General features: G+C 61.3%; 22 protein-coding genes and 1 tRNA gene. 21 read left to right on the forward strand and 2 right to left on the reverse strand.

Going from position 1 to position 24,256, the window contains the following annotated elements; all coding sequences use genetic code 11:
- The first annotated feature begins 85 nt into the window (after positions 1-85).
- The 15 genes from FJ936_RS14445 to FJ936_RS14515 all read left to right on the forward strand — a co-directional run bounded on the left by FJ936_RS14445 (position 86) and on the right by FJ936_RS14515 (position 16,459).
- The gene (locus FJ936_RS14445) at positions 86-1,498 is read left to right on the forward strand and encodes a circularly permuted type 2 ATP-grasp protein (RefSeq protein ID WP_181763137.1); all 1,413 of its coding nucleotides are present in this window, start codon (positions 86-88) and stop codon (positions 1,496-1,498) included.
- A gap of 148 nt (positions 1,499-1,646) precedes the next feature.
- The gene (locus tag FJ936_RS14450; protein ID WP_140716888.1) at positions 1,647-2,588 is read left to right on the forward strand and encodes an alpha-E domain-containing protein; all 942 of its coding nucleotides are present in this window, start codon (positions 1,647-1,649) and stop codon (positions 2,586-2,588) included.
- Positions 2,589-2,652: 64 nt separating this feature from the next.
- Positions 2,653-3,444, forward strand: a complete 792-nt coding sequence (locus FJ936_RS14455; RefSeq protein ID WP_140664319.1) for a transglutaminase family protein — start codon at positions 2,653-2,655, stop codon at positions 3,442-3,444.
- Positions 3,445-3,476: 32 nt separating this feature from the next.
- The gene (locus FJ936_RS14460; protein WP_023773863.1) at positions 3,477-4,208 is read left to right on the forward strand and encodes a peptidase; all 732 of its coding nucleotides are present in this window, start codon (positions 3,477-3,479) and stop codon (positions 4,206-4,208) included.
- Between the two features lie 115 nt (positions 4,209-4,323).
- Positions 4,324-5,736 carry a pyridoxal-dependent decarboxylase gene (locus tag FJ936_RS14465; RefSeq protein WP_140790187.1) on the forward strand — a complete coding sequence of 471 codons (1,413 nt, stop codon included), beginning with the start codon at positions 4,324-4,326 and terminating at the stop codon, positions 5,734-5,736.
- 127 nt (positions 5,737-5,863) lie between these two features.
- Positions 5,864-6,631 (forward strand): DeoR/GlpR family DNA-binding transcription regulator, encoded by a 768-nt coding sequence (locus FJ936_RS14470; RefSeq protein WP_015317731.1) that lies wholly within the window; start codon positions 5,864-5,866, stop codon positions 6,629-6,631.
- A 126-nt stretch (positions 6,632-6,757) separates the two neighbouring features.
- Complete coding sequence (gene glpD / locus FJ936_RS14475) at positions 6,758-8,284, forward strand: glycerol-3-phosphate dehydrogenase (protein ID WP_140790185.1); 1,527 nt, start codon at positions 6,758-6,760, stop codon at positions 8,282-8,284.
- A gap of 40 nt (positions 8,285-8,324) precedes the next feature.
- Positions 8,325-9,404, forward strand: coding sequence for an ABC transporter ATP-binding protein (locus tag FJ936_RS14480; RefSeq protein ID WP_140726882.1), 1,080 nt, complete (start codon positions 8,325-8,327; stop codon positions 9,402-9,404).
- A gap of 10 nt (positions 9,405-9,414) precedes the next feature.
- A complete protein-coding gene (locus FJ936_RS14485; protein WP_141906703.1) occupies positions 9,415-10,482 on the forward strand; it encodes an ABC transporter ATP-binding protein in 1,068 nt (355 codons plus the stop codon).
- Positions 10,483-11,349, forward strand: a complete 867-nt coding sequence (locus FJ936_RS14490) for a sugar ABC transporter permease (RefSeq protein WP_015317735.1) — start codon at positions 10,483-10,485, stop codon at positions 11,347-11,349.
- Between the two features lies 1 nt (position 11,350).
- Entirely contained in the window at positions 11,351-12,268 is a 918-nt protein-coding gene (locus tag FJ936_RS14495) for a carbohydrate ABC transporter permease (RefSeq protein ID WP_015317736.1), read from the forward strand.
- 2 nt (positions 12,269-12,270) lie between these two features.
- Positions 12,271-12,558: a DUF2160 domain-containing protein gene (locus FJ936_RS14500; protein ID WP_140664195.1), complete on the forward strand. Its 288-nt coding sequence runs from the start codon at positions 12,271-12,273 to the stop codon at positions 12,556-12,558.
- 79 nt (positions 12,559-12,637) lie between these two features.
- Positions 12,638-14,365: an ABC transporter substrate-binding protein gene (locus FJ936_RS14505; RefSeq protein ID WP_015317738.1), complete on the forward strand. Its 1,728-nt coding sequence runs from the start codon at positions 12,638-12,640 to the stop codon at positions 14,363-14,365.
- Between the two features lie 91 nt (positions 14,366-14,456).
- Complete coding sequence (gene glpK, locus FJ936_RS14510; protein WP_015317739.1) at positions 14,457-15,950, forward strand: glycerol kinase GlpK; 1,494 nt, start codon at positions 14,457-14,459, stop codon at positions 15,948-15,950.
- A 32-nt stretch (positions 15,951-15,982) separates the two neighbouring features.
- Entirely contained in the window at positions 15,983-16,459 is a 477-nt protein-coding gene (locus tag FJ936_RS14515) for a DUF6882 domain-containing protein (protein ID WP_140790181.1), read from the forward strand.
- A 105-nt stretch (positions 16,460-16,564) separates the two neighbouring features.
- Here the strand turns inward: FJ936_RS14515 and FJ936_RS14520 are convergent, their stop codons facing one another.
- The gene (locus FJ936_RS14520; protein ID WP_015317740.1) at positions 16,565-17,035 is read right to left on the reverse strand and encodes a BA14K family protein; all 471 of its coding nucleotides are present in this window, start codon (positions 17,033-17,035) and stop codon (positions 16,565-16,567) included.
- A 254-nt stretch (positions 17,036-17,289) separates the two neighbouring features.
- Here FJ936_RS14520 and FJ936_RS14525 point away from each other — a divergent pair.
- Positions 17,290-17,365, forward strand: a tRNA-Lys gene (locus FJ936_RS14525).
- 63 nt (positions 17,366-17,428) lie between these two features.
- Here FJ936_RS14525 and FJ936_RS30510 read toward each other — a convergent pair.
- The gene (locus FJ936_RS30510; protein WP_224527789.1) at positions 17,429-17,875 is read right to left on the reverse strand and encodes a hypothetical protein; all 447 of its coding nucleotides are present in this window, start codon (positions 17,873-17,875) and stop codon (positions 17,429-17,431) included.
- Between the two features lie 217 nt (positions 17,876-18,092).
- Between FJ936_RS30510 and FJ936_RS14540 the strand changes: the two genes are divergently transcribed.
- The 5 genes from FJ936_RS14540 to FJ936_RS14560 all read left to right on the forward strand — a co-directional run bounded on the left by FJ936_RS14540 (position 18,093) and on the right by FJ936_RS14560 (position 24,256).
- Entirely contained in the window at positions 18,093-19,154 is a 1,062-nt protein-coding gene (locus FJ936_RS14540; protein ID WP_015317742.1) for a glycosyltransferase family 4 protein, read from the forward strand.
- 45 nt (positions 19,155-19,199) lie between these two features.
- Positions 19,200-21,362 carry an amylo-alpha-1,6-glucosidase gene (locus tag FJ936_RS14545; protein ID WP_140616516.1) on the forward strand — a complete coding sequence of 721 codons (2,163 nt, stop codon included), beginning with the start codon at positions 19,200-19,202 and terminating at the stop codon, positions 21,360-21,362.
- 106 nt (positions 21,363-21,468) lie between these two features.
- The gene (locus FJ936_RS14550) at positions 21,469-23,244 is read left to right on the forward strand and encodes a trehalose-6-phosphate synthase (RefSeq protein ID WP_140616347.1); all 1,776 of its coding nucleotides are present in this window, start codon (positions 21,469-21,471) and stop codon (positions 23,242-23,244) included.
- Complete coding sequence (gene otsB / locus FJ936_RS14555; protein WP_015317745.1) at positions 23,244-24,044, forward strand: trehalose-phosphatase; 801 nt, start codon at positions 23,244-23,246, stop codon at positions 24,042-24,044. The genes FJ936_RS14550 and otsB overlap by 1 nt, the downstream gene beginning before the upstream one ends.
- Positions 24,044-24,256, forward strand: a complete 213-nt coding sequence (locus FJ936_RS14560) for a hypothetical protein (RefSeq protein ID WP_015317746.1) — start codon at positions 24,044-24,046, stop codon at positions 24,254-24,256. Before otsB ends, FJ936_RS14560 begins: the two co-directional genes overlap by 1 nt.

Raw genomic sequence — 24,256 nt, forward strand, 5'->3', positions numbered from 1 at the left:
TGATCGTCCGCTTCCCCCAAATCACCGATTGCGCTTGATTTTCTCCCACGACGCCAGTGAAATGGCTTCACAGGGGAGTATGCGATTGGCAGCGTTCGATGAAATGCTTCCGGAAGTCTCCGGATTGAGAAGACCGTATTCGGCTTACGATCGCTGGCTGAAGGAGCAGGATCCAGCCAGGCTTACCGAGAAGATGCAGGACGCCGAACGCGTCTTTCGCAAGACTGGCATTACCTTCGCCGTCTACGGCGAACAGGAAGCCTCCGAACGGCTGATCCCGTTCGACATCGTCCCTCGCATCATTTCAGGCAATGAGTGGCGGCGCCTGACGCAGGGCATCGAGCAGCGCGTCCAGGCGCTGAACGCCTTCCTCGACGACATCTACCATCGCCAAGAAATCCTGCGCGCCGGCCGCGTCCAAAGGGATCTGATCGCCAGGAACGAAGCCTTCCTGCCGGAGATGATCGGCGTGCGGCCGCCGGCCGGCGTCTATACCCACATTATCGGCGTCGACATCGTTCGCATCAGCGAGGACGAGTTCTACGTTCTGGAAGACAATGCGCGCACGCCGTCCGGTGTCTCCTACATGCTGGAGAACCGCGAAACGATGATGCAGCTGTTCCCCGAGTTGTTCCAGAAGATCAAGGTGCGGCCAGTGGAGAACTACCCGCAGCTGCTGCGCCAGTCGCTGGCGGCCGTGCGGCCGCAGAACACCGAGGGTGCCCCGACCATCGCGGTGCTGACGCCGGGCAGTTTCAATTCCGCCTATTTCGAACACGCTTTCCTTGCCGACCAGATGGGTGTGCAGCTTGTGGAGGGCCAGGACCTGCGAGTCGTCGACGGCCATGTCGCGATGCGCACCACCGAAGGCTACAAGCAGATCGACGTGCTTTACCGCCGCGTCGATGATTCCTTCCTCGATCCGCTGACCTTCAGGCCGGATTCAGCGCTTGGCATACCCGGCATCATGGATGTCTATCGCGCCGGCAATATCACCATCGCCAATGCGCCTGGCACGGGTATCGCCGACGACAAGGCGATCTATTCCTATATGCCGGAGATCGTCGAATTCTACACCGGCCGCAAGGCGATCCTCGGCAACATCCCGACCTGGCGCTGTTCGGAGCCGGACAGCCTGAAATATGTGCTCGAGCACATCCACGAACTGGTGATCAAGGAAGTGCATGGTTCCGGCGGCTACGGCATGCTGGTCGGCCCAGCGGCGACCAAGAAGGAATGTCAGGATTTCGCCAAGAAGCTGCAGGCCAAACCGTCTAATTACATCGCCCAGCCGACGCTCGCGCTCTCGACCTGTCCGATCCTGACGGAAAAGGGGCTGGCGCCGCGCCACGTCGATCTCAGGCCCTACGTCCTGGTCTCGGATCGCATCCAGATCGTGCCCGGCGGGCTGACGCGGGTGGCGCTGAAGGAAGGCTCACTGGTGGTGAACTCCTCCCAGGGCGGCGGGACGAAAGATACCTGGGTGCTGGATGATTGAGCTGAGCCGGTAGGGATTAGCGATTAGTGAGTAGTGAGTAGTGAGTAGTCAGCTACAGAGGGAAAGCGCATGTCATATCTCATATGGATTCAACTATTTACTACTGACTATTCACTAATCCCTACTCACTAGCCCGAAGGGCCTTCCCATGCTTCTCGGCCGCACCGCCAACGGGCTCTACTGGATGAACCGCTATATCGAGCGGGCAGAAAACATGGCGCGGCTGGTCGACGCCGGGCTGCGCATGGCGCTCACTCGCACCCAGAGCGCGTCGGAGGAGTGGAATTCGGTGCTGCTCAGCGCCGGCTCCGACGTCACCTTCAAGCAGAAATACCCGGACTATACGGCCGCCAATGTCTCTGATTTCCTCTTGCGCGACACGTCGAACCCATCGAGCACGATGTCGTCGATCGAGACCGCCCGCAACAATGCGCGCATGGTGCGCACCGCGCTGACGCGCGAGACATGGGAGAGCATCAACGAAGCCTGGATGGCGCTGAAACGGATGCTGGCGAGGCCGATCGACGAGCGCGACCTGCCCAACGTGCTCGACGCGATCAAGCGCGAGACCGCGCTGATCCGCGGCTCGTTTTACGGCACCATGCTGCGCAACGAGATCTTCGATTTCTCGCAGCTCGGCACCTATGTCGAGCGCGCCGACAACACCGCGCGCATCCTCGACGTGAAATACTACGTGCTGTTGCCGTCGATCTCCTGGGTCGGCTCGACGCTCGACAACTATCAGTGGGAATCGATCCTGCGCTCGGTGTCGGCGCATCGCTCGTATCGCTGGGTTTATGATGCCGACTATAAGCCGACCAACATCGCCGACTACCTGATCCTCAACGTCCGCATGCCGCGATCGCTGACCTTCTGCTATCGCTTCCTGGCAGAGCATCTGAAGTTCCTGGGCGACGACTATGGCGAGCGCCATGCCTGCCATGCGACGGCGCAAAACACGCAGACAATGCTGCAAGCAGGATCGATCAAGGACATATTCGACGCCGGGCTGCACGAGTTCCTGGCCGGGTTCATTCGCGACAACACAAGGCTCGGCGACGAGATCGCGCAGGACTACAGGTTTTATTGAGCATGATGCCGGGACGTGGATATCGGTTTTCGCTAGAGATCATGCACGCGAACGGAAGATGGCCATGCGGCTGAAAATCACGCACCGGACCGAATACCGCTACGACGCACCGGTGCAGTATTTGCTCCAGAGGCTGCGGCTGCTTCCCGTGAGCGGGCCGACTCAGACCGTGCTGTCCTGGGCGCTGAAGGTCGAGGGTGCGCGCGAGGAAGTGCGATTTACCGACCATTACGGCAACGACAACAGGCTGTTGAGCGTCGAGGGTGACCACGACTTCATTACAGTCGAAGCATTGGGCGAGGTGGTGACGCGCGATACATCGGGTGTTTGCGGGCCTCATCAAGGCTTCGCGCCACTCTGGTTGTTCGCGCAGGAGACCGCTTTGACCATGATAGGCGGCGGCATCCGTGATCTTACCGAGGCGGTCGGCAAGGGCACCGACCTTGACAGGCTGCACCGGCTGATGGCCGCCATTGGTGAGCGCGTCGCCTACACGCCGGGGACAACCAATGCGACGACCTCGGCCGAGGAAGCTTTGGTACTGAAAACCGGAGTCTGCCAGGACCATAGCCACATCTTTGCCGCCGCGGCGCGCGCCATGGGATTTCCGGCCCGTTATGTCAGCGGCTATCTGATGATGGATGCAGTGGAGCAGGCAGCAAGCCACGCCTGGGCAGAAGCGCATGTCGCGGGCCTCGGCTGGGTTGCCTTCGATCCCGCCAACGGTATTTCTCCCGACGAACGCTATGTGAAGGTGGCCACCGGCCGCGACTACCGTGACGCTTCGCCTGTGTCGGGAATTCGACTGGGACAAGCGGAAGAACTGCTTGCGGTCACCGTCACGGTAGAGCAGTAATCCCCCAGGGATTACCGCCTTTAAGAGATTCCATGACCTATTGCGTCGGCCTCAAGATCGATCGCGGGCTCGTGTTCATGTCGGACACGCGTACCAACGCCGGTATGGATTCGATCTCGACCTTCAAGAAGATGCATGTCTGGGAACAGCCGGGCGAGCGCGTCATCGTGCTGATGTCGGCTGGCAACCTGGCGACGACACAGGCCGTGGTCAGCCTGCTCGACGAGCGCACCAAGGCGGTGACCGACCGCCATGAGAAGCTGCTCGAGACGCCATCCATGTACCAGACGGTGCGGCTGCTCGGCGACACGGTGAAGGAAGTGATCGCGCAATCGTCGCCCGCGGGCGAGAAGGCCGATTCCTATTTCAATGCCTCCTTCATCCTCGGCGGGCAGATCAAGGGCAGCCCGCCACGCCTGTTCATGATCTACCCCGAAGGCAATTTCATCGAGTCGACCGAGGACACGCCGTTCTTCCAGATCGGAGAGACCAAGTACGGCAAGCCGATCATCATTCGCGCCTACGAAAAGACGATGAGCCTGGCCGAGACGGTGAAACTGCTTCTGGTGTCGTTCGATTCGACGCTGAAGTCGAACCTGTCGGTCGGCCTGCCGCTCGACCTGCTTTTCCTGGAGCAGGACGCCTTTCAGGTCGGCCTTAAAAAGCGGATCGGCCAGGACGACCAGTATTACCGCACGATCTCCGATGGATGGTCGAATGCTCTGAAGACGGCCTTCGCCAGCCTGCCGGATTTTCCTGGCTAGTCCGAATATCTCGCCGCCCGTCGGCGGCTTCAAATATTTCACATGGCGACTAATATCCGATCTTGAGGGGCCGGCGGCTATCACCGGCAGCGAATGATCCTGTCGGGAGGACAAGATGAACAATGATGATTTCCGGCAATGGTCGCAACGCGCCGCCGATTGGGGCGCCGACTATCGCAACAATTTGCGTGAGCGGCCGGTGCGGCCGCTGATCGAGCCGGGCGATATTTTCAGGAGCATCGAGGCGTCTCCGCCCGAAGACGCGGAGTCGATGGACAGGATTTTCGCCGATTTCCAAGAGAAGATCGTGCCGGGGATGACGCATTGGCAGCACCCGCGCTTCTTCGCCTATTTCCCGGCCAACGCGGCGCCGGCCTCGGTGGTGGCTGAATATCTGGTGTCGGCGATGGCCGCGCAATGCATGCTCTGGCAGACCTCGCCGGCGGCGACCGAGCTTGAAATGCGGACCGTCGACTGGATGCGCCAGGCGCTCGGCCTGCCGGAAGGATTCTCCGGCGTTATCCAGGATTCGGCCTCGTCGGCGACACTCAACGCGGTGTTGACCATGCGCGAGCGGGCGCTGGACTGGCAAGGCAACAAAAAAGGATTGGCCGGGCAGGGGCGGTTGCGCATCTATTCCTCCGACCAGGTGCACACTTCGATCGATCGGGCGATCTGGGTGTCAGGCATAGGCGAGGACAATCTCGTGCGCATTCCTGTCGCCGGCCGTTTTCGCGCCATGGACGCAGCCGCACTCGACGCGGCAATCGTCGCCGACCGCGCGGCCGGCATGTTGCCCGCCGGCATCATCGCCAGCGTCGGCGGCACCAGCACCGGGGGCACGGACGATATTGCAGCAATTGCGGCAGTCGCCGGTCGGCATGGGCTCTACCTGCATGTCGATGCCGCCTGGGCCGGGTCGGCGATGATCTGCCCGGAGTACCGGCATTTCTGGGCCGGCGCCGAGCTGGCGGATTCCATCGTCTTCAACCCCCACAAATGGCTGGGCGCGCAATTCGACTGCTCGATGCAGTTCATTCGCCAGCCCGAGGACCTCGTTCGCACGCTGGCCATCAAGCCCGAATTCCTTAAGACACATGGCCGCGACGGCATCATCAACTATTCCGAATGGTCGGTGCCGCTTGGTCGGCGCTTCCGGGCGCTGAAGCTTTGGTTTCTGCTGCGCGCGCATGGACTGGAAAACCTGCGAACCATGATCCGCAACCATGTCGCCTGGAGCGAGGGCCTTGCCGCTCGGCTGGCAAGGGAGGTGGATTTCGAGATCGTCACCGAGCCGATGCTGTCGCTGTTTTCGTTCCGGCACAAGGCTGCCTCGGGCGCCGATGCCGACGAGCACAATCTGCGGCTCGTCAATGCGATCAACGACGATGGCCGCATCTACCTGACGCAAACGAAGGTCGATGGAAAGGTGGCGATCCGCTTCCAGGTCGGCCAGTTCGACGCGACGGCGGGAGACGTCGATGCCGCTTTCACCGCCATTACCGAAATTGCGCGTGCCACGGCCTGAAAAGGCTGGATGAAGGTGGCACCGAGGTTCACCCGTACAATCATCAGATTTCGTTAGCCGGCTTGCACCTTTTCATCGGTTTCGTTTTCTATTATAAGCAAGAAAAACGAAAACGGGAGCTTGCCTTATGTATCTGTCGCCGCGCCATGCCGAGATCATCCAGATGGCCAAGGACAACGGCCGCGTGCTGGTTGATGACCTGGCCACGCATTTCAACGTGACGCCGCAGACCATACGCAAGGACCTCAACGATTTGTGCGACCAGCGGCTGCTTTCGCGAGTCCATGGCGGCGCCTTGTTCCCGTCCGGTATCGAGAACATGGAGTATGAAGCCAGGCGCAAGATCGCGGCCGACGAGAAGGAAGCGATAGGCCGCGCGGCGGCCAGATTGATTCCCGACAACGCCTCGCTGTTCATCAACATCGGCACCACGACGGAGGCGGTCAGCAAGGCACTGCTCGATCATGACGGCCTGATGGTCATCACCAATAACATCAATGTTGCCAACAGGATGCGCATCTATCCCTCGATCGAGGTGGTGATTGCGGGCGGCGTGGTGCGCGGCTCCGACGGGGGTGTTGTCGGCGAGGCGGCGGTCGATTTCATCAGGCAGTTCAAGGTCGACTACGCTGTCATCGGCGCCTCGGCTATCGATCATGATGGCGCGCTGCTCGATTTCGATTTCCGCGAGGTGAAGGTGGCGCAAGCGATCATCGCCAACGCCAGGCACGTCATCCTGGTTTCCGACCAGACCAAGTTCGAACGCACGGCGCCTGTGCGTATCGGCCATCTGTCGCAGGTCAACACCTTCATCACCGATCGCTGCGACATCCCGTCCGTGCGCAAGATCTGCCAGGAGGCCGAGGTTCAGCTCATCGAGACGTCGCTTGGCTGACGCAATTCACGATCTTCTCACAGGCGTGTGATATTTCGTTTGACATTCGTTATGAGTTCGAAATAATTCCGCCACGGTTTCGCAAAAGAGCAAAAATGGTGCAATGCGAAATCGTGGAGGAGCTAGGTGGACACATCTTCAGTCCGGGACATTTTCGTCATAGGTGGCGGCATCAACGGCTGCGGCATCGCCCGCGATGCCGTCGGACGCGGGTTCTCGGTCTTTCTCGCCGAAATGAACGATCTCGCCAGCGGAACCTCGTCCGGTTCGACCAAGCTGATCCATGGCGGGCTGCGTTATCTCGAATTCTATGAATTCCGCCTGGTGCGCGAGGCGCTGATGGAGCGCGAGGTTCTGTGGAAGAACGCTCCGCACATCATCTGGCCGATGCGCTTCGTGCTGCCCTATGCCAAGGGCCTGCGCCCGGCCTGGCTGATCCGGCTCGGCCTTTTCCTTTACGACCACATCGGCGGGCGCAAGTTGCTGCCAGCGACCAGGACGCTCGACATGGCAAGCGACCCGGCGGGCAAGCCTTTGAAGCCACTGTTCAAAAAGGCTTTCGAATATTCGGATGGCTGGGTCAACGATGCGCGGCTGGTGGCGCTGAATGCTCGTGACGCCGCTGACCGGGGCGCAACGATCCGAACTCGCACCAAAGTGGTCGGAGCGCGCCGCGAGGGCGGAATCTGGGCGATAAAGATCGAGGACCTGCGGACCGGCGAGACCGAAGAGGTCAAGGCACGGCTGCTGGTCAATGCGGCGGGTCCTTGGGTCGACCACGTGCTGTCCGGCGTCGTCGGCCTCAACGACGTGCACAATGTCCGCCTCGTCCAGGGCAGCCACATCGTCATCGCCAAGAAGTTCGACGACCCGCGCGCCTATTTCTTCCAGAACAGGGATGGTCGCATCATCTTCGCCATCCCCTACGAGGACGAGTTCACGCTGATCGGCACCACCGACCAGGATTATCCCGGCGACCCACATGATGTGAAGATCAGCGACACCGAGATCGACTATCTCTGTGCCGCGGCGAGCGAGTATTTCGCGGTTCCCGTCAAGCGTTCCGACATCGTCTGGACCTATTCGGCCGTGCGCCCGCTCTACGATGACGGCGCCTCCAAGGCGCAGGAAGCGACACGTGACTATGTGCTGAAGGCGGATGGCGGCGACGGCGCCGCGCCGCTGGTCAACGCATTTGGCGGCAAGATCACCACCTACCGCCGGCTGTCGGAATCGATGCTGGAGAAGATCGAAGGGTTTCTCGGCAAGCGCGGCAAGCCGTGGACATCAGATGCGCCGCTGCCAGGCGGCGATTTTCCGGCCACGGGTTTCGATGCGCAGGTGGCGAAGCTGAAAAGCGCCTATCCTTTCCTCGACCAGCGCTTGGCGCGCCGGCTGACGAGGCTCTACGGGACGCGTGTACAGGTGCTGCTCGGCTTGGCCAAGTCGATTGCCGATCTCGGCCGCAATTTCGGTGGCGATCTCCACGAAGCCGAGGTGCGCTATCTCGTTGAAAACGAATGGGCTGTCACGGCGGAAGACGTGCTGTGGCGGCGAACCAAGCGCGGCCTGCATCTTAACCGCGAGCAGGTCGCGGCACTCGATGAATTCATGCGCGGCATAAGCCGGCAGCACGTCGCGGCCGCCGAATGAAGAGGTTTGAGCTGATGCGGAAAGCCTGGGAGGAGGCGTCATGCTGGAACTGAGGAACGTCACCAAGACGGTCGGTGCGGTCGAGCACATCCGCGACGTGTCGCTGACGCTTCAGCACGGCTCGCTCAACGTTTTGCTCGGGCCCACACTTTCAGGCAAGACCAGCCTGATGCGGCTGATGGCCGGCCTCGATGTGCCGACCTCCGGCTCGGTCTGGTTCGACGGCCGGAATGTCACTGGCACGCCTGTGCAGAAGCGCAAGATCGCCATGGTCTACCAGCAGTTCATCAATTATCCGGCGATGACCGTCTATGACAACATCGCCTCACCCCTCAAGGTGGCCGGCGTCGAGCAGGGCAAGATCGACAGCCAGGTGCGCGAAGCAGCGGCACTCCTCAAACTGACCCCCTATCTCGACCGCACGCCGCTCAGTCTGTCGGGCGGGCAGCAGCAGCGCACCGCGCTGGCGCGCGCCATCGTCAAGAATGCCAGCCTTGTGCTGCTCGACGAACCGCTTGCAAATCTCGACTACAAATTGCGCGAGGAATTGCGAGCCGAACTGCCGAGGATATTCGCGGCCGCCGGTACCATCTTCGTCTATGCCACCACCGAGCCACATGAGGCCCTGCTGCTCGGCGGCAATACAGCAACGCTGTCGGAAGGCCGCATCACCCAGTTTGGGCCGACCATCGACGTGTTCCGCAAACCGGTCGACCTGGTGACGGCGAGGACCTTCGCCGATCCGCCGCTCAACACCATCGTGCTGGCCAAGAAGGGGGCGGATTTTCTGCTGGAGGGCGGCGTCAAGCTGCCGGTGCCCGCTGATCTCGTCGACATCGCCGATGCGAACTATACGGTCGGCTTCCAGCCGCACCATCTTTCGCTCGACCGGCCCAATGCCTCCGCGGTGCCGGTGCGGGCGAAAGTCACCATCACGGAAATCACCGGGTCCGAAAGCTTCATCCATCTCGACTTTGCCGATGTGCGCTGGGTGATGTTGACCCATGGCATCAGGGATTTCGAGACAGACGCGGTGGTCGAAGTGTTCATCGATCCACGTCACATCATGGTCTTCGACGAGCACGGCCGCGCCGTGACCGCGCCGAAGCTGGCGGCTTGAGGAGGACGATATGGCGCGCATCGACGTCAACCATGTCAGGCATTCCTATCTACCGAACCCGCGCAAGGATGCCGATTTCGCGCTGCGCGAAGTGCATCACACTTTCGAGGATGGTGGTGCCTACGCGCTGCTCGGGCCGTCCGGCTGTGGCAAGACCACGCTGCTCAACATCATATCGGGGCTGCTGCATCCCTCGCATGGCCAGTTGCTGTTCAACGGCAGGGACGTGACCACCCTGTCGACGCAGGAGCGCAATATCGCGCAGGTGTTCCAGTTCCCGGTCATCTACGACACCATGACTGTCTATGACAATCTGGCCTTCCCGCTGCGCAATCGCGGCGTGCCGGAGGCAGACGTCGACCGCAAGGTGCGCGAGACGCTGGAGATGATCGACCTGGCGTCCTGGGCCAAGAAGAAGGCCAGGGGCCTGACCGCCGACCAGAAGCAGAAGATCTCGCTCGGCCGCGGCCTGGTGCGCTCGGACGTCAACGCCATCCTGTTCGACGAGCCGCTGACCGTCATCGACCCGCATATGAAGTGGGTGCTGCGCTCGCAATTGAAACAGCTTCATCGCCGCTTCGGCTACACGATGGTGTATGTCACCCACGACCAGACCGAGGCGCTGACCTTCGCTGACCAGGTCGTCGTCATGTATGATGGCGGCATCGTGCAGATCGGCACGCCGGCCGAACTGTTCGAGCGGCCGCGCCATACCTTTGTCGGTTATTTCATCGGTTCGCCGGGCATGAACGTCATGCCTGTGGCGATCGAAGGCAAGACGGCGACGCTCGGCTCGCAGCGTATCGAACTGCCGGGCGCGCCCAAAGCCGCCGGCGGCGCCGTCGAACTCGGCATTCGCCCCGAATATGTGCGGCTCGGCCCGGACGGCATGGCCGTCTCGATCACCAAGGTCGAGGATGTCGGCCGCCACAAGGTGGTTCGCGCCAAGCTGGAAGGCAGGGACATCGCTGCCGTCATCGGTGAGGACGAGACCGTGCCAGCCGAACCGAAGGTGCGGTTCGATCCGGCCGGCATCAACATCTATGCCGATTCCTGGCGTGTCGAGATGGGGGCATAGATGGACAAGACCTGGAACAACAAGGCCTGGTTCCTCGTGCTGCCGGTGCTGGTGCTGGTGGCCTTCACCGCCGTCATACCGCTGATGACGGTGGTCAACTATTCGGTGCAGGACACGTTCGGCAACAATGTCTTCACCTGGGCCGGCACCGAATGGTTCGAGGAACTGCTTTCATCCAGCCGCTTCTGGGAAGCGATGGTTCGCAACCTGATCTTTTCCTTTATCATCCTGGCGATCGAGGTGCCGCTCGGCATCTTCATCGCGCTCAACATGCCGAAGAAGGGCTGGGGCGTGCCGGTCTGCCTGGTGCTGATGTCGCTGCCACTGCTGATCCCGTGGAATGTCGTCGGCACCATCTGGCAAGTGTTCGGACGCAACGACATCGGGCTGTTGGGCTATTACCTCAACGCGCTCGGCATCGACTACAATTACGTGCAGGATCCGTTCGATGCCTGGGTGACGATCATCGTCATGGATGTCTGGCACTGGACAAGCCTTGTCGTGCTGCTCTGCTACGCCGGGCTGGTCTCGATCCCCGATGCCTTCTACCAGGCAGCAAAGATCGACGGGGCCTCGCGCTGGGCGGTATTCCGCTACATCCAGCTGCCGAAGATGCAGCGCGTGCTTTTGATCGCCGTGCTGCTGCGCTTCATGGACAGTTTCATGATCTACACCGAACCGTTCGTCGTCACCGGCGGCGGGCCGGGCAACTCGACGACCTTCCTGTCGATCGACCTCGTCAAGACGGCGCTCGGCCAGTTCGACCTTGGCCCGGCGGCCGCCATGTCGCTGGTCTACTTCCTCATCATCCTGTTGTTGTCATGGGTGTTCTACACCGTGATGACCAATTACGACGCGGAGCGCTGAAATGGCTGGCGCCAATGAACGAACCGAGCGCAATGCGATGAACGGGACCGCCTCGGAAAGTCTCGCCGGTACACTGTCGCAGAGCGATCTCGACAGGCGCATGCGCCGGCGCGGCGAGGAATCGCGCTGGTGGTGGATCGTGCCGACGCTCTACATCATCGTACTTCTGCTGCCGATTTACTGGCTCATCAATATGAGCTTCAAGACCAATGCCGAGATCGTCAACTCGATGACGCTCTACCCGCACACGCCGACGATCGCCAACTACGTCACCATCTTCACGCAGAGGGCTTGGTATTCCGGCTACATCAACTCGATCACCTATGTCGTCATGAACATGGTGATTTCGGTGTCGGTGGCGCTGCCTGCGGCTTACGCTTTCTCGCGCTATCGTTTCCTCGGCGATAAGCATCTGTTCTTCTGGCTGCTGACCAACCGCATGGCGCCGCCGGCCGTGTTCGCACTGCCGTTCTTCCAGCTCTATTCGGCCTTCGGCCTCATCGACACGCACATTGCGGTGGCGCTGGCGCACTGCCTGTTCAACGTGCCGCTGGCGGTGTGGATCCTCGAAGGCTTCATGTCGGGCGTGCCGAAGGAGATCGATGAAACCGCCTATATCGACGGCTATTCGTTCCCGCGCTTCTTTGTCAGGATATTCATGCCGCTGATCGCCAGCGGCATCGGCGTCGCCTGCTTCTTCTGCTTCATGTTCTCATGGGTGGAACTGTTGATCGCGCGCACACTGACCACCACCGACGCCAAGCCGATCGCCGCCACCATGACGCGCACCGTATCGGCCGCCGGCATGGACTGGGGCCTCCTTGCCGCAGCCGGCGTGCTGACGCTGATCCCTGGTGCGCTGGTCATCTGGTTTGTCCGCAACTATATCGCCAAGGGCTTCGCCCTGGGGAGGGTATGATCATGAATCTCGACCTCTCCTGGATGGCGTGGACGTGGCCGACGGCCGCTTTCTTCGCCACCATTTTTCTGTTGCTGTGCGGCATGGCCGCTTGGGAATACGCCTCGCCAGGCGGCAATCCGCGCGTCGGCATGCTGCGCTTCGAGACGACACGCGGCGATCGCCTGTTTCTGTCGCTGCTTGGCAGTGCCTTTATTCATCTCGCTTGGCTGGGTCTCGTCGGATCCAACCTTTGGTGGGCTCTCGCTCTCTCCGTGGTCTACGCCGTCGGCGTGTTCCGCTACGTATAGAGGGGGAAACTGTTGGAGCGGCCGCGTGCCGGCGACTGCTCCAGATCGCACTTGAAACTTAAAACTGTGGAGGAAACTAATGCGACGGCAATTTTTAACGTCAACGACCGCCCTTGTCCTGTTGCTGGGGGCAGGCAATGCCTATGCCGGAATGGACGAAGCCAAGTCCTTCCTGGACAAGGAAATCGGCCCCCTGTCGACGCTTTCGCGCGCCGATCAGGAAGCCGAAATGCAATGGTTCATCGACGCCGCCAAGCCGTTCGCCGGCATGGACATCAAGGTCGTCTCTGAAACCATCGCCACCCACCAGTATGAATCGCAGGTGCTGGCGCCGGCCTTTACCGCCATCACCGGCATCAAGATCACACATGACGTTATCCAGGAAGGCGACGTCGTTGAGAAGATCCAGACGCAGATGCAGACCGGCCAGAACCTCTATGACGGCTGGGTCAACGATTCCGACCTGATCGGCACCCACTGGCGCTACCAGCAGGTGCGCAATCTGACCGACTGGATGGCGGGTGAGGGCAAGGACGTCACCAATCCGAACCTGGACCTGAAGGACTTCATCGGCACCTCGTTCACGACGGCTCCCGACAAGAAGCTCTACCAACTGCCCGATCAGCAGTTCGCCAACCTCTACTGGTTCCGTTACGACTGGTTCAACGACGAGAAGAACAAGGCCGACTTCAAGGCGAAATATGGCTACGACCTCGGCGTTCCGGTCAATTGGTCGGCGTATGAGGACATCGCCGAATTCTTCACCGGTCGCGAGATAGACGGCAAGAAGGTCTATGGCCACATGGACTACGGCAAGAAGGACCCGTCGCTGGGCTGGCGGTTCACCGACGCCTGGCTGTCGATGGCCGGCAATGGCGACAAGGGCCTGCCGAATGGCTTGCCGGTCGACGAGTGGGGCATCAAGGTCGACGAGAATTCACGCCCTGTCGGCTCCTGCACCGCCCGCGGCGGCGATACCAATGGTCCTGCGGCGGTCTATTCGATCCAGAAGTATCTCGACTGGTTGAAAGCCTACGCGCCTGCCGAAGCGCAAGGCATGACCTTCTCTGAATCCGGCCCGGTGCCGGCGCAAGGGGCGGTTGCCCAGCAGATCTTCTGGTACACCGCCTTCACCGCTTCGATGGTCGACGCCGGCGCCAAGGCGGTGCTGAACGACGATGGCACGCCGAAGTGGCGCATGGCGCCGTCGCCGCACGGCGTCTACTGGAAGGACGGCATGAAGCTCGGCTACCAGGACGTGGGTTCCTGGACGCTGATGAAGTCGACGCCGACCGATCGCGCCAAGGCCGCCTGGCTTTACGCGCAATTCGTCACCTCGAAGACCGTGGACGTGAAGAAGAGCCATGTCGGCCTGACCTTCATCCGCGAGAGTACTATCCACGACAAGAGCTTCACCGAACGTGCGCCGAAGCTCGGCGGCCTGATCGAGTTCTACCGCTCACCCGCCCGTGTGCAGTGGTCCCCGACCGGCACCAACGTGCCTGACTATCCGAAGCTGGCTCAGCTCTGGTGGCAGGCAATCGGCGATGCGTCGTCCGGAGCCAAGACGGCGCAGGAAGCGATGGACTCGCTCTGCGGCGAGCAGGAGAAGGTCATGAGCCGCATCGAGAAATCGGGTGTCCAGGGCGATATCGGCCCGAAGATGGCCGAAGAGCATGATCTCGCCTACTGGAACGCCGACGCGGTCAAGAAGGGCAATCTCGCGCCTCAGCTCAAGATCGAGAACGAGAAGGAAAAGCCGGTCACCATCAACTACGACGAACTGGTCAAGAGCTGGCAAAAGTAAGACGATCTATGCGGGCGTTCGCGCCCGTGTGAAATTGAGGGAGGCGGCGCGTTGCCGTCTCCCTTCTTTTTGTTAAGGCGGAGGATGCAGAATGAGCGGTTTGGTGCTTGCGATCGACCAGGGAACGACATCGACACGGGCGATCCTGTTCGACGGCACGATGAATGTCGCAGGCAGCGGGCAGAAGGAATTCGCCCAGCACTATCCGGCCTCAGGCTGGGTCGAACACGACCCGGAGGAGATCTGGTCGAGCGTCATTGAGACGGTGAGGGCCGCGCTGAAGAATGCCGGCCGCGACGCTTCGGATGTGGCTGCGATCGGCATCACCAACCAGCGCGAGACGGTCGTCATCTGGGACAAAGCGACCGGCAAACCGATTCACAACGCCATTGTCTGGCAGGACCGGCGCACCGCACCGCTATGCCAGAAGCTCAGGAAGCAGGGGCTTGAGAAGAAATTCACCCGCAAGACCGGCCTGCTGCTCGACCCCTATTTCTCCGGCACCAAGATCGCCTGGATGCTGGACAAGGTGAAGGGCGCGAGGAAGCGTGCCGAGAAGGGCGAGCTGCTCGCCGGCACCATCGACAGCTTTTTGATCTGGCGGCTGACCGGCGGCAAGGTTCACGCCACGGATGCCACCAACGCGTCGCGCACGCTGGTCTACAACATTGCGGAGAATGCCTGGGACGAGGAGCTGCTGGCCATCCTGCGCATCCCCGCCGCGATGCTGCCCGAAGTCAAGGATTGCGCCGATGATTATGGAATAACAGAGAAAAACCTGTTTGGCGCCGAAATCAGAATCCTCGGCGTTGCCGGCGACCAGCATGCCGCGACGATTGGCCAGGCCTGCTTCGAGCCGGGCATGATGAAATCCACCTATGGCACCGGCTGTTTTGCGTTGCTCAACACCGGCAGCGACCTGGTGCGGTCGAAGAACCGACTCTTGACCACCATTGCCTATCGGCTGAACGGCAAGACCACCTATGCGCTGGAAGGCTCGATCTTCATCGCTGGGGCTGCCGTGCAATGGCTGCGCGACGGCATCAAGGTGATCGGCAAGGCAGAGCAGAGCGGCAAACTCGCGGCGGAAGCCGATCCGACGCAGAACGTCTATCTGGTGCCGGCCTTTGTCGGGCTCGGTGCGCCGCACTGGGATGCCGAGGCGCGGGGCGCGATTTTCGGATTGACCCGCAACACCGGACCGGCGGAGTTTGCCCGCGCGGCACTGGAATCCGTCGCCTACCAGACCCGCGACCTGCTCGACGCCATGCACAAGGATTGGAAGGGCGCCAAGGCAAAGACGGTGCTCAGGGTCGATGGCGGCATGGTGGCATCGGACTGGACCATGCAGCGCCTGGCCGACATTCTCGACGCGCCGGTCGATCGGCCGACAATTCTGGAGACGACCGCGCTGGGGGCGGCATGGCTTGCCGGTTCGAAGGCCGGCGTATGGCCGAAGGCGCGGGAATTCGCGAAGACCTGGGCCTTGGAGCGGCGGTTCGTGCCAGACATGGAATCCGCTACCCGGTCCGTCAAATTGGCGGGCTGGCGGGACGCTGTGCGCCGGACATTGAGCGTGCCATAATCGCCTTGAGGTGAGGGCTTGGCGAGGGGGAAATGACGCCGGAATGGTATAGCAACTGGTGCGCGGAGGCATTCGAACAGCTTACCGCGAAGAACGCCCGTCTGGAGAAGGATTTCCACTTGGGGCACTGGCCGCGCTATGACTACGACCTGACAACGGGGAAGCTGCTGTTTTCACAGGAAGGGAAGGTCGCGGTCGTCGCCGAAATCCAGATCGCAGGTTCCACGAGCACAATGGCTGGCAACTGGCTGTGGGCCTGGGCGAACTCCAACCTGCCCGACGAACTCCTTGCGGACGCAAAGCAGGTCCGATCCTTCGGGGAACAGAACGGCATCGACGAGCTGGCGCAGGCTTACGTGGTCGATACCGACGACGACCTCGAAGCACTCGGATGGGAACTCAGCGGGGCTATGATACGGATTTGCGACGCTGTTGGAGCGTACCGCTCTCCCCGCGGCAAAGGTGGCGGTCTTTACCTGGTTATCAAGAGCCTGAGCTGGGCCAGCTGACAAACGCGACCACTGCCAACCATGTTAGGATAGACGCGACAAGGCCCGCGTTTTCTATACGCGGGCCTTTACTCACCATTACCAGCTACTGATACTCAACAGGGATCAGTAAGGGGAGCGGCACTCCCGACGAGGACCATTGTTCGGCTGGAAGGTGTTGTCGGAAGCGCGGTAGCTCCGATAATGATCGTAGCACCACTGAACGTGCGAGTTGCCTTCATAGACGCGGTTGTTCTCGTTGTTGACAATCGCGCCGGTGATCAGCGCGCCAGTCGCGAAGGCGGCCAGCGGGAACCAGTAGTCGCCATGACGGCGATAGCCGCGGCGATATTCACGATAGCCGCGATGCCCATTCCAATACATGTCACCGTTGCGGCTAAAGCTTCGATTGCGCGAGAAATTGCGGTCGAAGGAGCGGTTTCTCCTCCACTCCCGGTATTGCACCGTCTGTACATCCGGCGCTGCCGCCTGGGAGAGTGGCACGAAGTTGGGCTGGGCGTTGACCGGCACCACCTCCGCCGCGACGAATGTCGCCGAAAGGGTGGCGGCAAGCAGGCCCGTTGTGATTCTATTCATTGGTATTCTCCTCCAGGGTTGGCGAACGTCCCTTTGGCAAAAACGACAGTGCGTCGGATTTGTTCCGCCGTGTAGGCAGCCGTTCCCGCACGAAACCCAAACCGCCGGACTGCTCGCCAGAACCCGGGGGAACAAGCAAGGGGCAGCGAATTAGGGCAAAGAGCAGGTTTGGAACCCCTCTTTTCCGGTTGACCGGTCGCGGCACTCTCCCTATGTTCCGCGCAATTTCGAGGGCGGCCTTTTCGAGCCCGCGGGAGCGCGTAGCTCAGCCGGTAGAGCAACTGACTTTTAATCAGTAGGTCATGGGTTCGAATCCCATCGCGCTCACCATCGTCAAATGACATGTCAGCGCTTTTGATTTGCCCATGTATCCTTGCGGCGCTCAACGACCGTTCAGACGCCTCCTGACAGGTGCACGTCCAGAACGGCGGCTTTCTTGGCGATCAGTCCTGTCAGATCCGCGTCGGATCGCTTGGTGCCGGTCCGTTCGCGCAGCAACGAGATGACCGCGCTCATCGAAAGCTGGGCAGTGCGATCGCTCAGGATAGCGTCCACCGCGCCGGCAACATCCGGGGTCTCCGTCGGTGCTCGCATGATCGGTTCCTTTCTGTTCAGGTCGGCCTCAGCGCCGTTGGCCGGTCCCCGCACGCCACGGTCGAAGATGACGGCCAGGCCGTTCTTCACGGCGAGGGCGGCGACCATGTCGTCGAGGTCGTGATCGGAAAGCGCTGGCTCCGAAGGATCGGGCTTCAGGGTTCTGCGGATCACTCGGGCAGCCTGATCAGTCGACACAAAGCCAAAATGCCGTTTTCTGGCCTCGACATATTGCTCGATGATCATGCTCAGGCGCCGCGCTGCGATATCCCTGGGTTGCTGCATCTGGGCCTCCTTCGGCTGCCGCAAGCGCAAGGTCGACAGCACTAGAAGGAAATAGGGCGGCGGATCTACTCAAACAGGGGACGGATCGATCATTCGACGCATCTTGCGCTGATATAGGAACGATCCGGGCCTTGATGCATTTTGGCTCTATGACCAGCTCATTGAGGGACGCCGGGACATGAAGATTGCCCATGTCGCACCACTCTACGAATCGGTGCCGCCACGACTTTACGGGGGTACCGAGCGTATCATCTCGTATCTTACCGAAGCTCTCGTCGATCTCGGCCACGAGGTGACGTTGTTTGCCAGCGGCGACACGAAGAGCTCCGCCAAACTGGTGCCATGCCGCGAAAGGGCGCTTCGTCTCGATCCGCGTCCGCTGAAGTCCGAGATCGCGGCACATTTGTCGATGCTCGACGAAGTGCGCAAACGGGCCGACGACTTCGACGTCGTGCATTTCCATCTGAGCCATTTCCTGCATTTCCCGTTTTTTCGTGATATGCCGCAGCGCACGGTGACGACGCCGCATGGCAGGCTGGATTACGCGGACCTCGCGCAAGCCTATGACCGGTTCCCGCGGTTCCCCATGATTTCCATATCCCGCAGCCAGCGGGCGCGGTTCGCATCCGCGAACTGGCTGGCGACGATCCATCACGGGCTGCCGCTTGACCTTTATGAGGCCGATTTCGAGGCCGGTTCGGACGGTACCTACCTTGCTTTTCTCGGCAGAATGTCACGCGACAAGCGGCCGGACCGGGCAATCGAGATTGCCCGCCGAACCGGCCTGAAACTGAAGCTCGCCGCCAAGGTCGGCGATGGCGACCGCGCCTATTTCGAGGAAGTCGTGCAGCCGCTGATCGATGGCGACCGGGTCGAGTATGTCGGCGAGATTGGTGAGGACCAGAAGGCCCGGTTTCTGGGCAATGCGGCCGCCTTGCTGTTTCCCATCGACTGGCCTGAACCCTTCGGGCTTGCGGTGATCGAGGCCATGGCGTGCGGAACCCCGGTCATGGCTTGGAGTTGCGGCGCTATGCCCGAGATCATCGATCATGGGGTCACCGGCTTTGTCGTCGAAACCATCGAAGATGCCGTCGCCTCGATGCCGGCTCTCCTGCAACTCGACAGGCGACGAATAAGGACGGCCTTCGAAAGGCGGTTTTCGGCCGATAGAATGGCCAGGGATTATGTCGAGGCCTATTCGCGGCTGACCACCGGCCACGAAGAGAGCAGGGCCTCATAGATCTTCAACCCGTTCGGAAACCAGCACGGGACAATCTTCTTGACCATTACCCAACTCGACGAGCGCAAGCTCGATCCTGCGATAGCACTGGCTTCCCTGGACGAAACCGCGCCCAGGGAGCCGCATCGGCTTTACGCTCTCAAGCATGGCGATTGCTTTGCCGTCGCCGACGCCTATGGCGACATACGTGGCGCCGGCGACGGCTTCTTCCGCGACGACACGCGCGTGCTCTCCGAATTTCGCCTGACGGTTGGCGGACGATCGTTGTCGCTGCTGGGCGCATCGCTCAGCCAGGACAACGTCCTGTTCACCAGCAACCTGACCAATCTGCCGATCGAGAGCGCCGCGGGCCGCCAGATTCCGCAGGGCGCGATCCATATCGAGCGGGTCAGGCTTCTGTGGCAGGAAAGGCTATATGAACGCATCACGCTCTCGAACTATAGCCGGGAGCATTCGACGGTCTTGGTGTCACTGCGCTTCGGTGTTGATTTTCGCGACATGTTCGAAGTCCGGGGCTCGACCCGCTCCAAGCGCGGTACCGCGCACACGGCCGAGATCGACCAGAGTTCGGTCGTGCTCCGCTACGAAGGGCTGGACAAGGTCGTGCGGACCTCGGCCATTTCGTTTTCACAGCCCCCGGATCAACTGACCTCCGAGCGGGCGGATTTCTTCATTGCCGTCACCAAGCGCAGCCGCCAGACGCTGTATGTGGAGGTGGGGAGCAAGACAACGGCCCGCCCGCAAAGTGAACGTTTCCGGGCCGCGGCGGCGCGCGCCCGTTTCGGCATGCGCGCCAAGCGCCGGCATGGGGCAACGCTGCACAGTTCAGGCCGCGTCTTCAATGATTGGATGGAACGGGCGCGTGCCGATGTGGCATTGCTCACCACGGAACTGGCGACCGGGCCTTACCCATATGCCGGGATCCCGTGGTTCTCCACCGCCTTCGGCCGCGACGGCGTGATTTCAGCTCTGCAGATGCTTTGGCTCAATCCCGGCCTGGCTCGTGGCGTGCTTGCCTTTCTCGCCCAGCACCAGGCGACCGAAACCTCTCCCTTCAGCGATTCCGAGCCCGGCAAGATCATGCACGAGACCCGCAAGGGCGAGATGGCGGCGCTGAGCGAGTTGCCGTTCGGCCGCTACTATGGCGGCGTCGATACGACGCCCCTCTACATCCATCTCGCCTGCGCCTATGCGGACCGCACGGGAGACACGGCTTTCATCGATGGCCTTTGGCCATCGCTGTGCGCCGCCGCCGAGTGGATCGAGACAGCGAGCCGTTCGACAGGGTTTCTTACCTATCAGCGCGCCGCGGAATCCGGCCTTGCCAACCAGGGATGGAAGGACAGCTTCGATTCCGTCTTCCATGCGGACGGCCGCATTCCGAAAGGGCCGATCGCGCTGGTCGAGGTGCAGGGTTACGTCTTTGCAGCATTTCGGGGATTGGCAAAGCTGGCACGGCTGCGCGGCGAAGAGGAGCGGGCGGAGAATTGGGAGCTGCGCGCCGATGCCATTCGCCAACAAGTCGAACGCCATTTCTGGATCGAAGAGCTTGGCTACTATGCGCTGGCGATCGATGGCGATGGCCAGCCCTGCAAGGTGCGCACGTCCAATGCGGGTCACCTGCTCTATGTCGGCCTTCCCAATCCGGATCGCGCACGCATGGTCGCCGACCAGCTGCTGTCGGCTTCGTTCCATTCCGGCTGGGGGCTGAGAACGCTGGCGGACGATGCGATCTTCTTCAATCCGATGTCCTATCATAACGGATCCATCTGGCCGCACGACACCGCGATCTGCGCCGCCGGGCTGGCGCGATACGGCATCCGCGACAGCGTGGTGCGGTTGATGAGCGGGACCTTCGAATCCGCGGTTCATTTCAACATGCGGCTACCCGAACTGTTCTGCGGGTTCACGCGCTCGGCCGGCGAGGCGCCGATTGCCTATCCGGTGGCTTGCCTGCCGCAGGCCTGGTCCGCGGGCTCCGCCTTCATGCTCATGCAGGCCTGCCTCGGCCTACAGATCGACGGTTGGACGAACGAGATTCACGTGACCCGGCCGCACTTGCCGATCGGCATCGACAATCTTGTCATTCGCCATCTCTCGGTGGGACATGTGGCGGTGGACCTGACGTTTCAGCGCGTGGGGGATCGTGTCGGTGCCTTCCTTGCGGATGCGCATGAAGGATTGGTGCCACTGGTGGTCAAGAGCTGAAAAATCGGAACCATCACGGGTGCGGAACGTTGGATCAGCACGCCAAGGATGCTGGAGTTCCTGTCGGTGGATCTGCCGCGTCCCATTGAAAGGTAATCAATTCGAAATGCCCGACAACAGTTCGTACCTGGTCGTACCCTCGGCCGCACTGTGGCTCTTCGTTCTCGTAATTGTCGGTATCTCATGCGTCGCGCTCGCGGTGGTGCTGTCACGGGCGCGCCGGGCCAGAAACATGAAGCTCGCCCGTCTCGAAGCAGGATCCGTTCGCAGCCCATTGCCGGAGTTCGAAAAGAACGGGCAATCTGCGGCCGCCGCCCTCGTCCAATGGTCGCCGGAAACGTTGCGTCACATTCTGGCGAAGGAACTTCCCGATGCACAGGTGATCGTGGTGTCAAATCGCGAACCCTACATCCATAACCGCAACGGCGACGGCATCCAGCTGGTCGTACCCGCCAGCGGGCTGGTCTCCGCCCTGGAGCCGATCACGCGCGCCTGTGCGGGCACATGGATCGCCTATGGCGGCGGTTCGGCCGATGCGCTGGTGGTCGACGAAAACGACCGCGTCGAAGTGCCGCCCGAAAACCCTTCCTATACGTTGCGCCGTGTCTGGCTGAGCGAGGAAGAACAGCAAGGCTATTATCTCGGCTTTGCCAATGAGGGGCTTTGGCCGCTGTGCCACATAGCCTTCACCCGACCGATATTCCGTGCGTCCGACTGGGAGGCCTACGAGGCGGTCAACCGCAAATTCGCCGACACCGTCGTCGCGGAGGCACGTAACGAGCGGCCCATCGTGCTGGTCCAGGACTACCATTTCGCCCTGTTGCCGCGGATGATCCGGGAGCGCCTGCCGGAAGCCATCATCATCACCTTCTGGCACATTCCATGGCCGAATTCCGAGGTGTTCAGCATCTGCCCATGGCGCGAGAAGATCCTAGAAGGATTGTTGGGCAGTTCGATCGTCGGCTTTCACACCCAGTTCCATTGCAACAACTTCATCGACAGCGTCGACCGCTTCCTGGAGAGCAGGATCGAGCGCGAGGATTCCGCCATCTCCTATGGCGGCCAGATCAGCCTGGTTCACGCGTATCCGATTTCAATCGAATGGGAGCCGGCGCGACAGGCCCAGCTGCCCGAGGTGGCGCAATGCCGTCGGCATGTTCGTGAAAAATTCGGGCTGGCGGACGATGTCAGGCTGTGTGTCGGCGTCGAACGTCTCGACTACACGAAGGGCATCCTCGATCGCTTTACCGCACTCGATGAGCTGCTGAGGCTCCATCCGGAATGGATTGGCAAGGTCGCCTTCCTGCAGATCGCGGCACCCAGTCGCGGCACCTTGCCCGCATACCAACAGTTGCATGAAGAGTGTCTGCGTCAAGCCGAGGATCTCAACCGGCGCTATGGCCGCGACGGCTACACTCCCGTCCTGATGGTCACGGAACATCATTCGCAGGAACAGGTCTACGAAATCTACCGGGCCGCCGACGTTTGCTTGGTCACGAGCCTGCATGACGGCATGAACCTGGTGGCCAAGGAGTTCGTCGCGGCGCGCAATGACGAACAGGGGGTCCTGCTGCTCAGCATGTTCGCCGGCGCTTCCAAGGAATTGCTGGAAGCGCTGATCGTCAATCCCTACGACGCCACAATGATGGGCGACGCCTTGTTGCAGGCTTTGACGATGTCGTCGGAAGAGCAGCGGCAGCGCATGCAAAGGATGCGTGAGGTCGTTCGCGACAATAATGTCTACCGGTGGGCAGGCAGCATGCTTCTCGATGCCGCGCGCCTGCGCAAACGCGTTGCGGTCGATCGCGCCGTCGGCGCCGCCCCGACCTCATCGGGCAACGTGATCTCGCTGCTCGATCGCAGACGGGTGGCGGCGCTGTGATGTCGCTTCTGCCAAAGCTGCCCGCGCCTGAGCTCCCAACAGGGCCGTGGGCCTTGTTCCTGGACATTGACGGCACGCTTCTCGAACACGCCGCGCATCCCGATGCGGTGGTTGTCGGCGATGAATTGCGTACGCTGCTGGCGAGGCTCGAATTGCAATTGGATGGAGCTCTGGCGTTCATCACGGGACGATCGATCGCCGCGGTCGACCATCTTTTCCAGCCGCTCAGATTGCGCGCCGCCGGGCTGTATGGGCTTGAGCACAGGCTCATCCGCGACGGCCCGGTCGAGGCAGCGGGAGAGCCGGCCGACATTGCGGCACTTGCCGAGGAAATCGAAGCGGAGCTGGGCAGTTCGGACGTTTATATCGAGCGCAAGGGACCGATCCTGGCAGTCCACACGCGCGCGGCACCGCAACTGTTGCAGCGCGCGACGCAACTGGTCGAACAGGCGTTGGGCAGGTTGCCTACGGGATATCGGGTGCTGGCCGGCAATGCCGGCGTTGAATTGATGCCGCTGGAGGCAGCAAAGGGAGCGGCCATCAGGCGCTTTCTGGATCTGCCGGCTTTCGAGGGGCGGCGGCCGGTGTTTCTGGGCGACGACACATCCGACGAAAATGGTTTCGAGGCCGTGAACGAGATGGACGGCATGTCGATCCGCATCAAACCGCACGGACCGACAGCGGCGCGCCATGTGCTTGCCGACGTCGGGGAGGCTTTGGCTTGGCTGGGTGCGGTGAGCCAGCGTAATTTGGGTGGATCGACCGGCCTGGTCCATCCCTTCAATCGAAGGAGTCCGTGATGACCCAATTCACCAGTCTCATCTTGGAGATCATGCCTGCTTGGCTGCGCCGGCGGTCGCTGCCGAATACGCACGAGACCCAGCCGAGTTTCGATCCGTCGCGCCCGCAGGACGCGGATGAGGTCTGGCGCCAGTTTGTTCAAAAGGATCTCTTTGACGCCAACATGCAGGATTACGACGAGACCGGAGATAGAAAGACCAGCCGCCACTGA

The sequence above is a fragment of the Mesorhizobium sp. B2-4-13 genome (genome assembly GCF_006658535.1).
GTDB lineage: Bacteria > Pseudomonadota > Alphaproteobacteria > Rhizobiales > Rhizobiaceae > Mesorhizobium > Mesorhizobium australicum.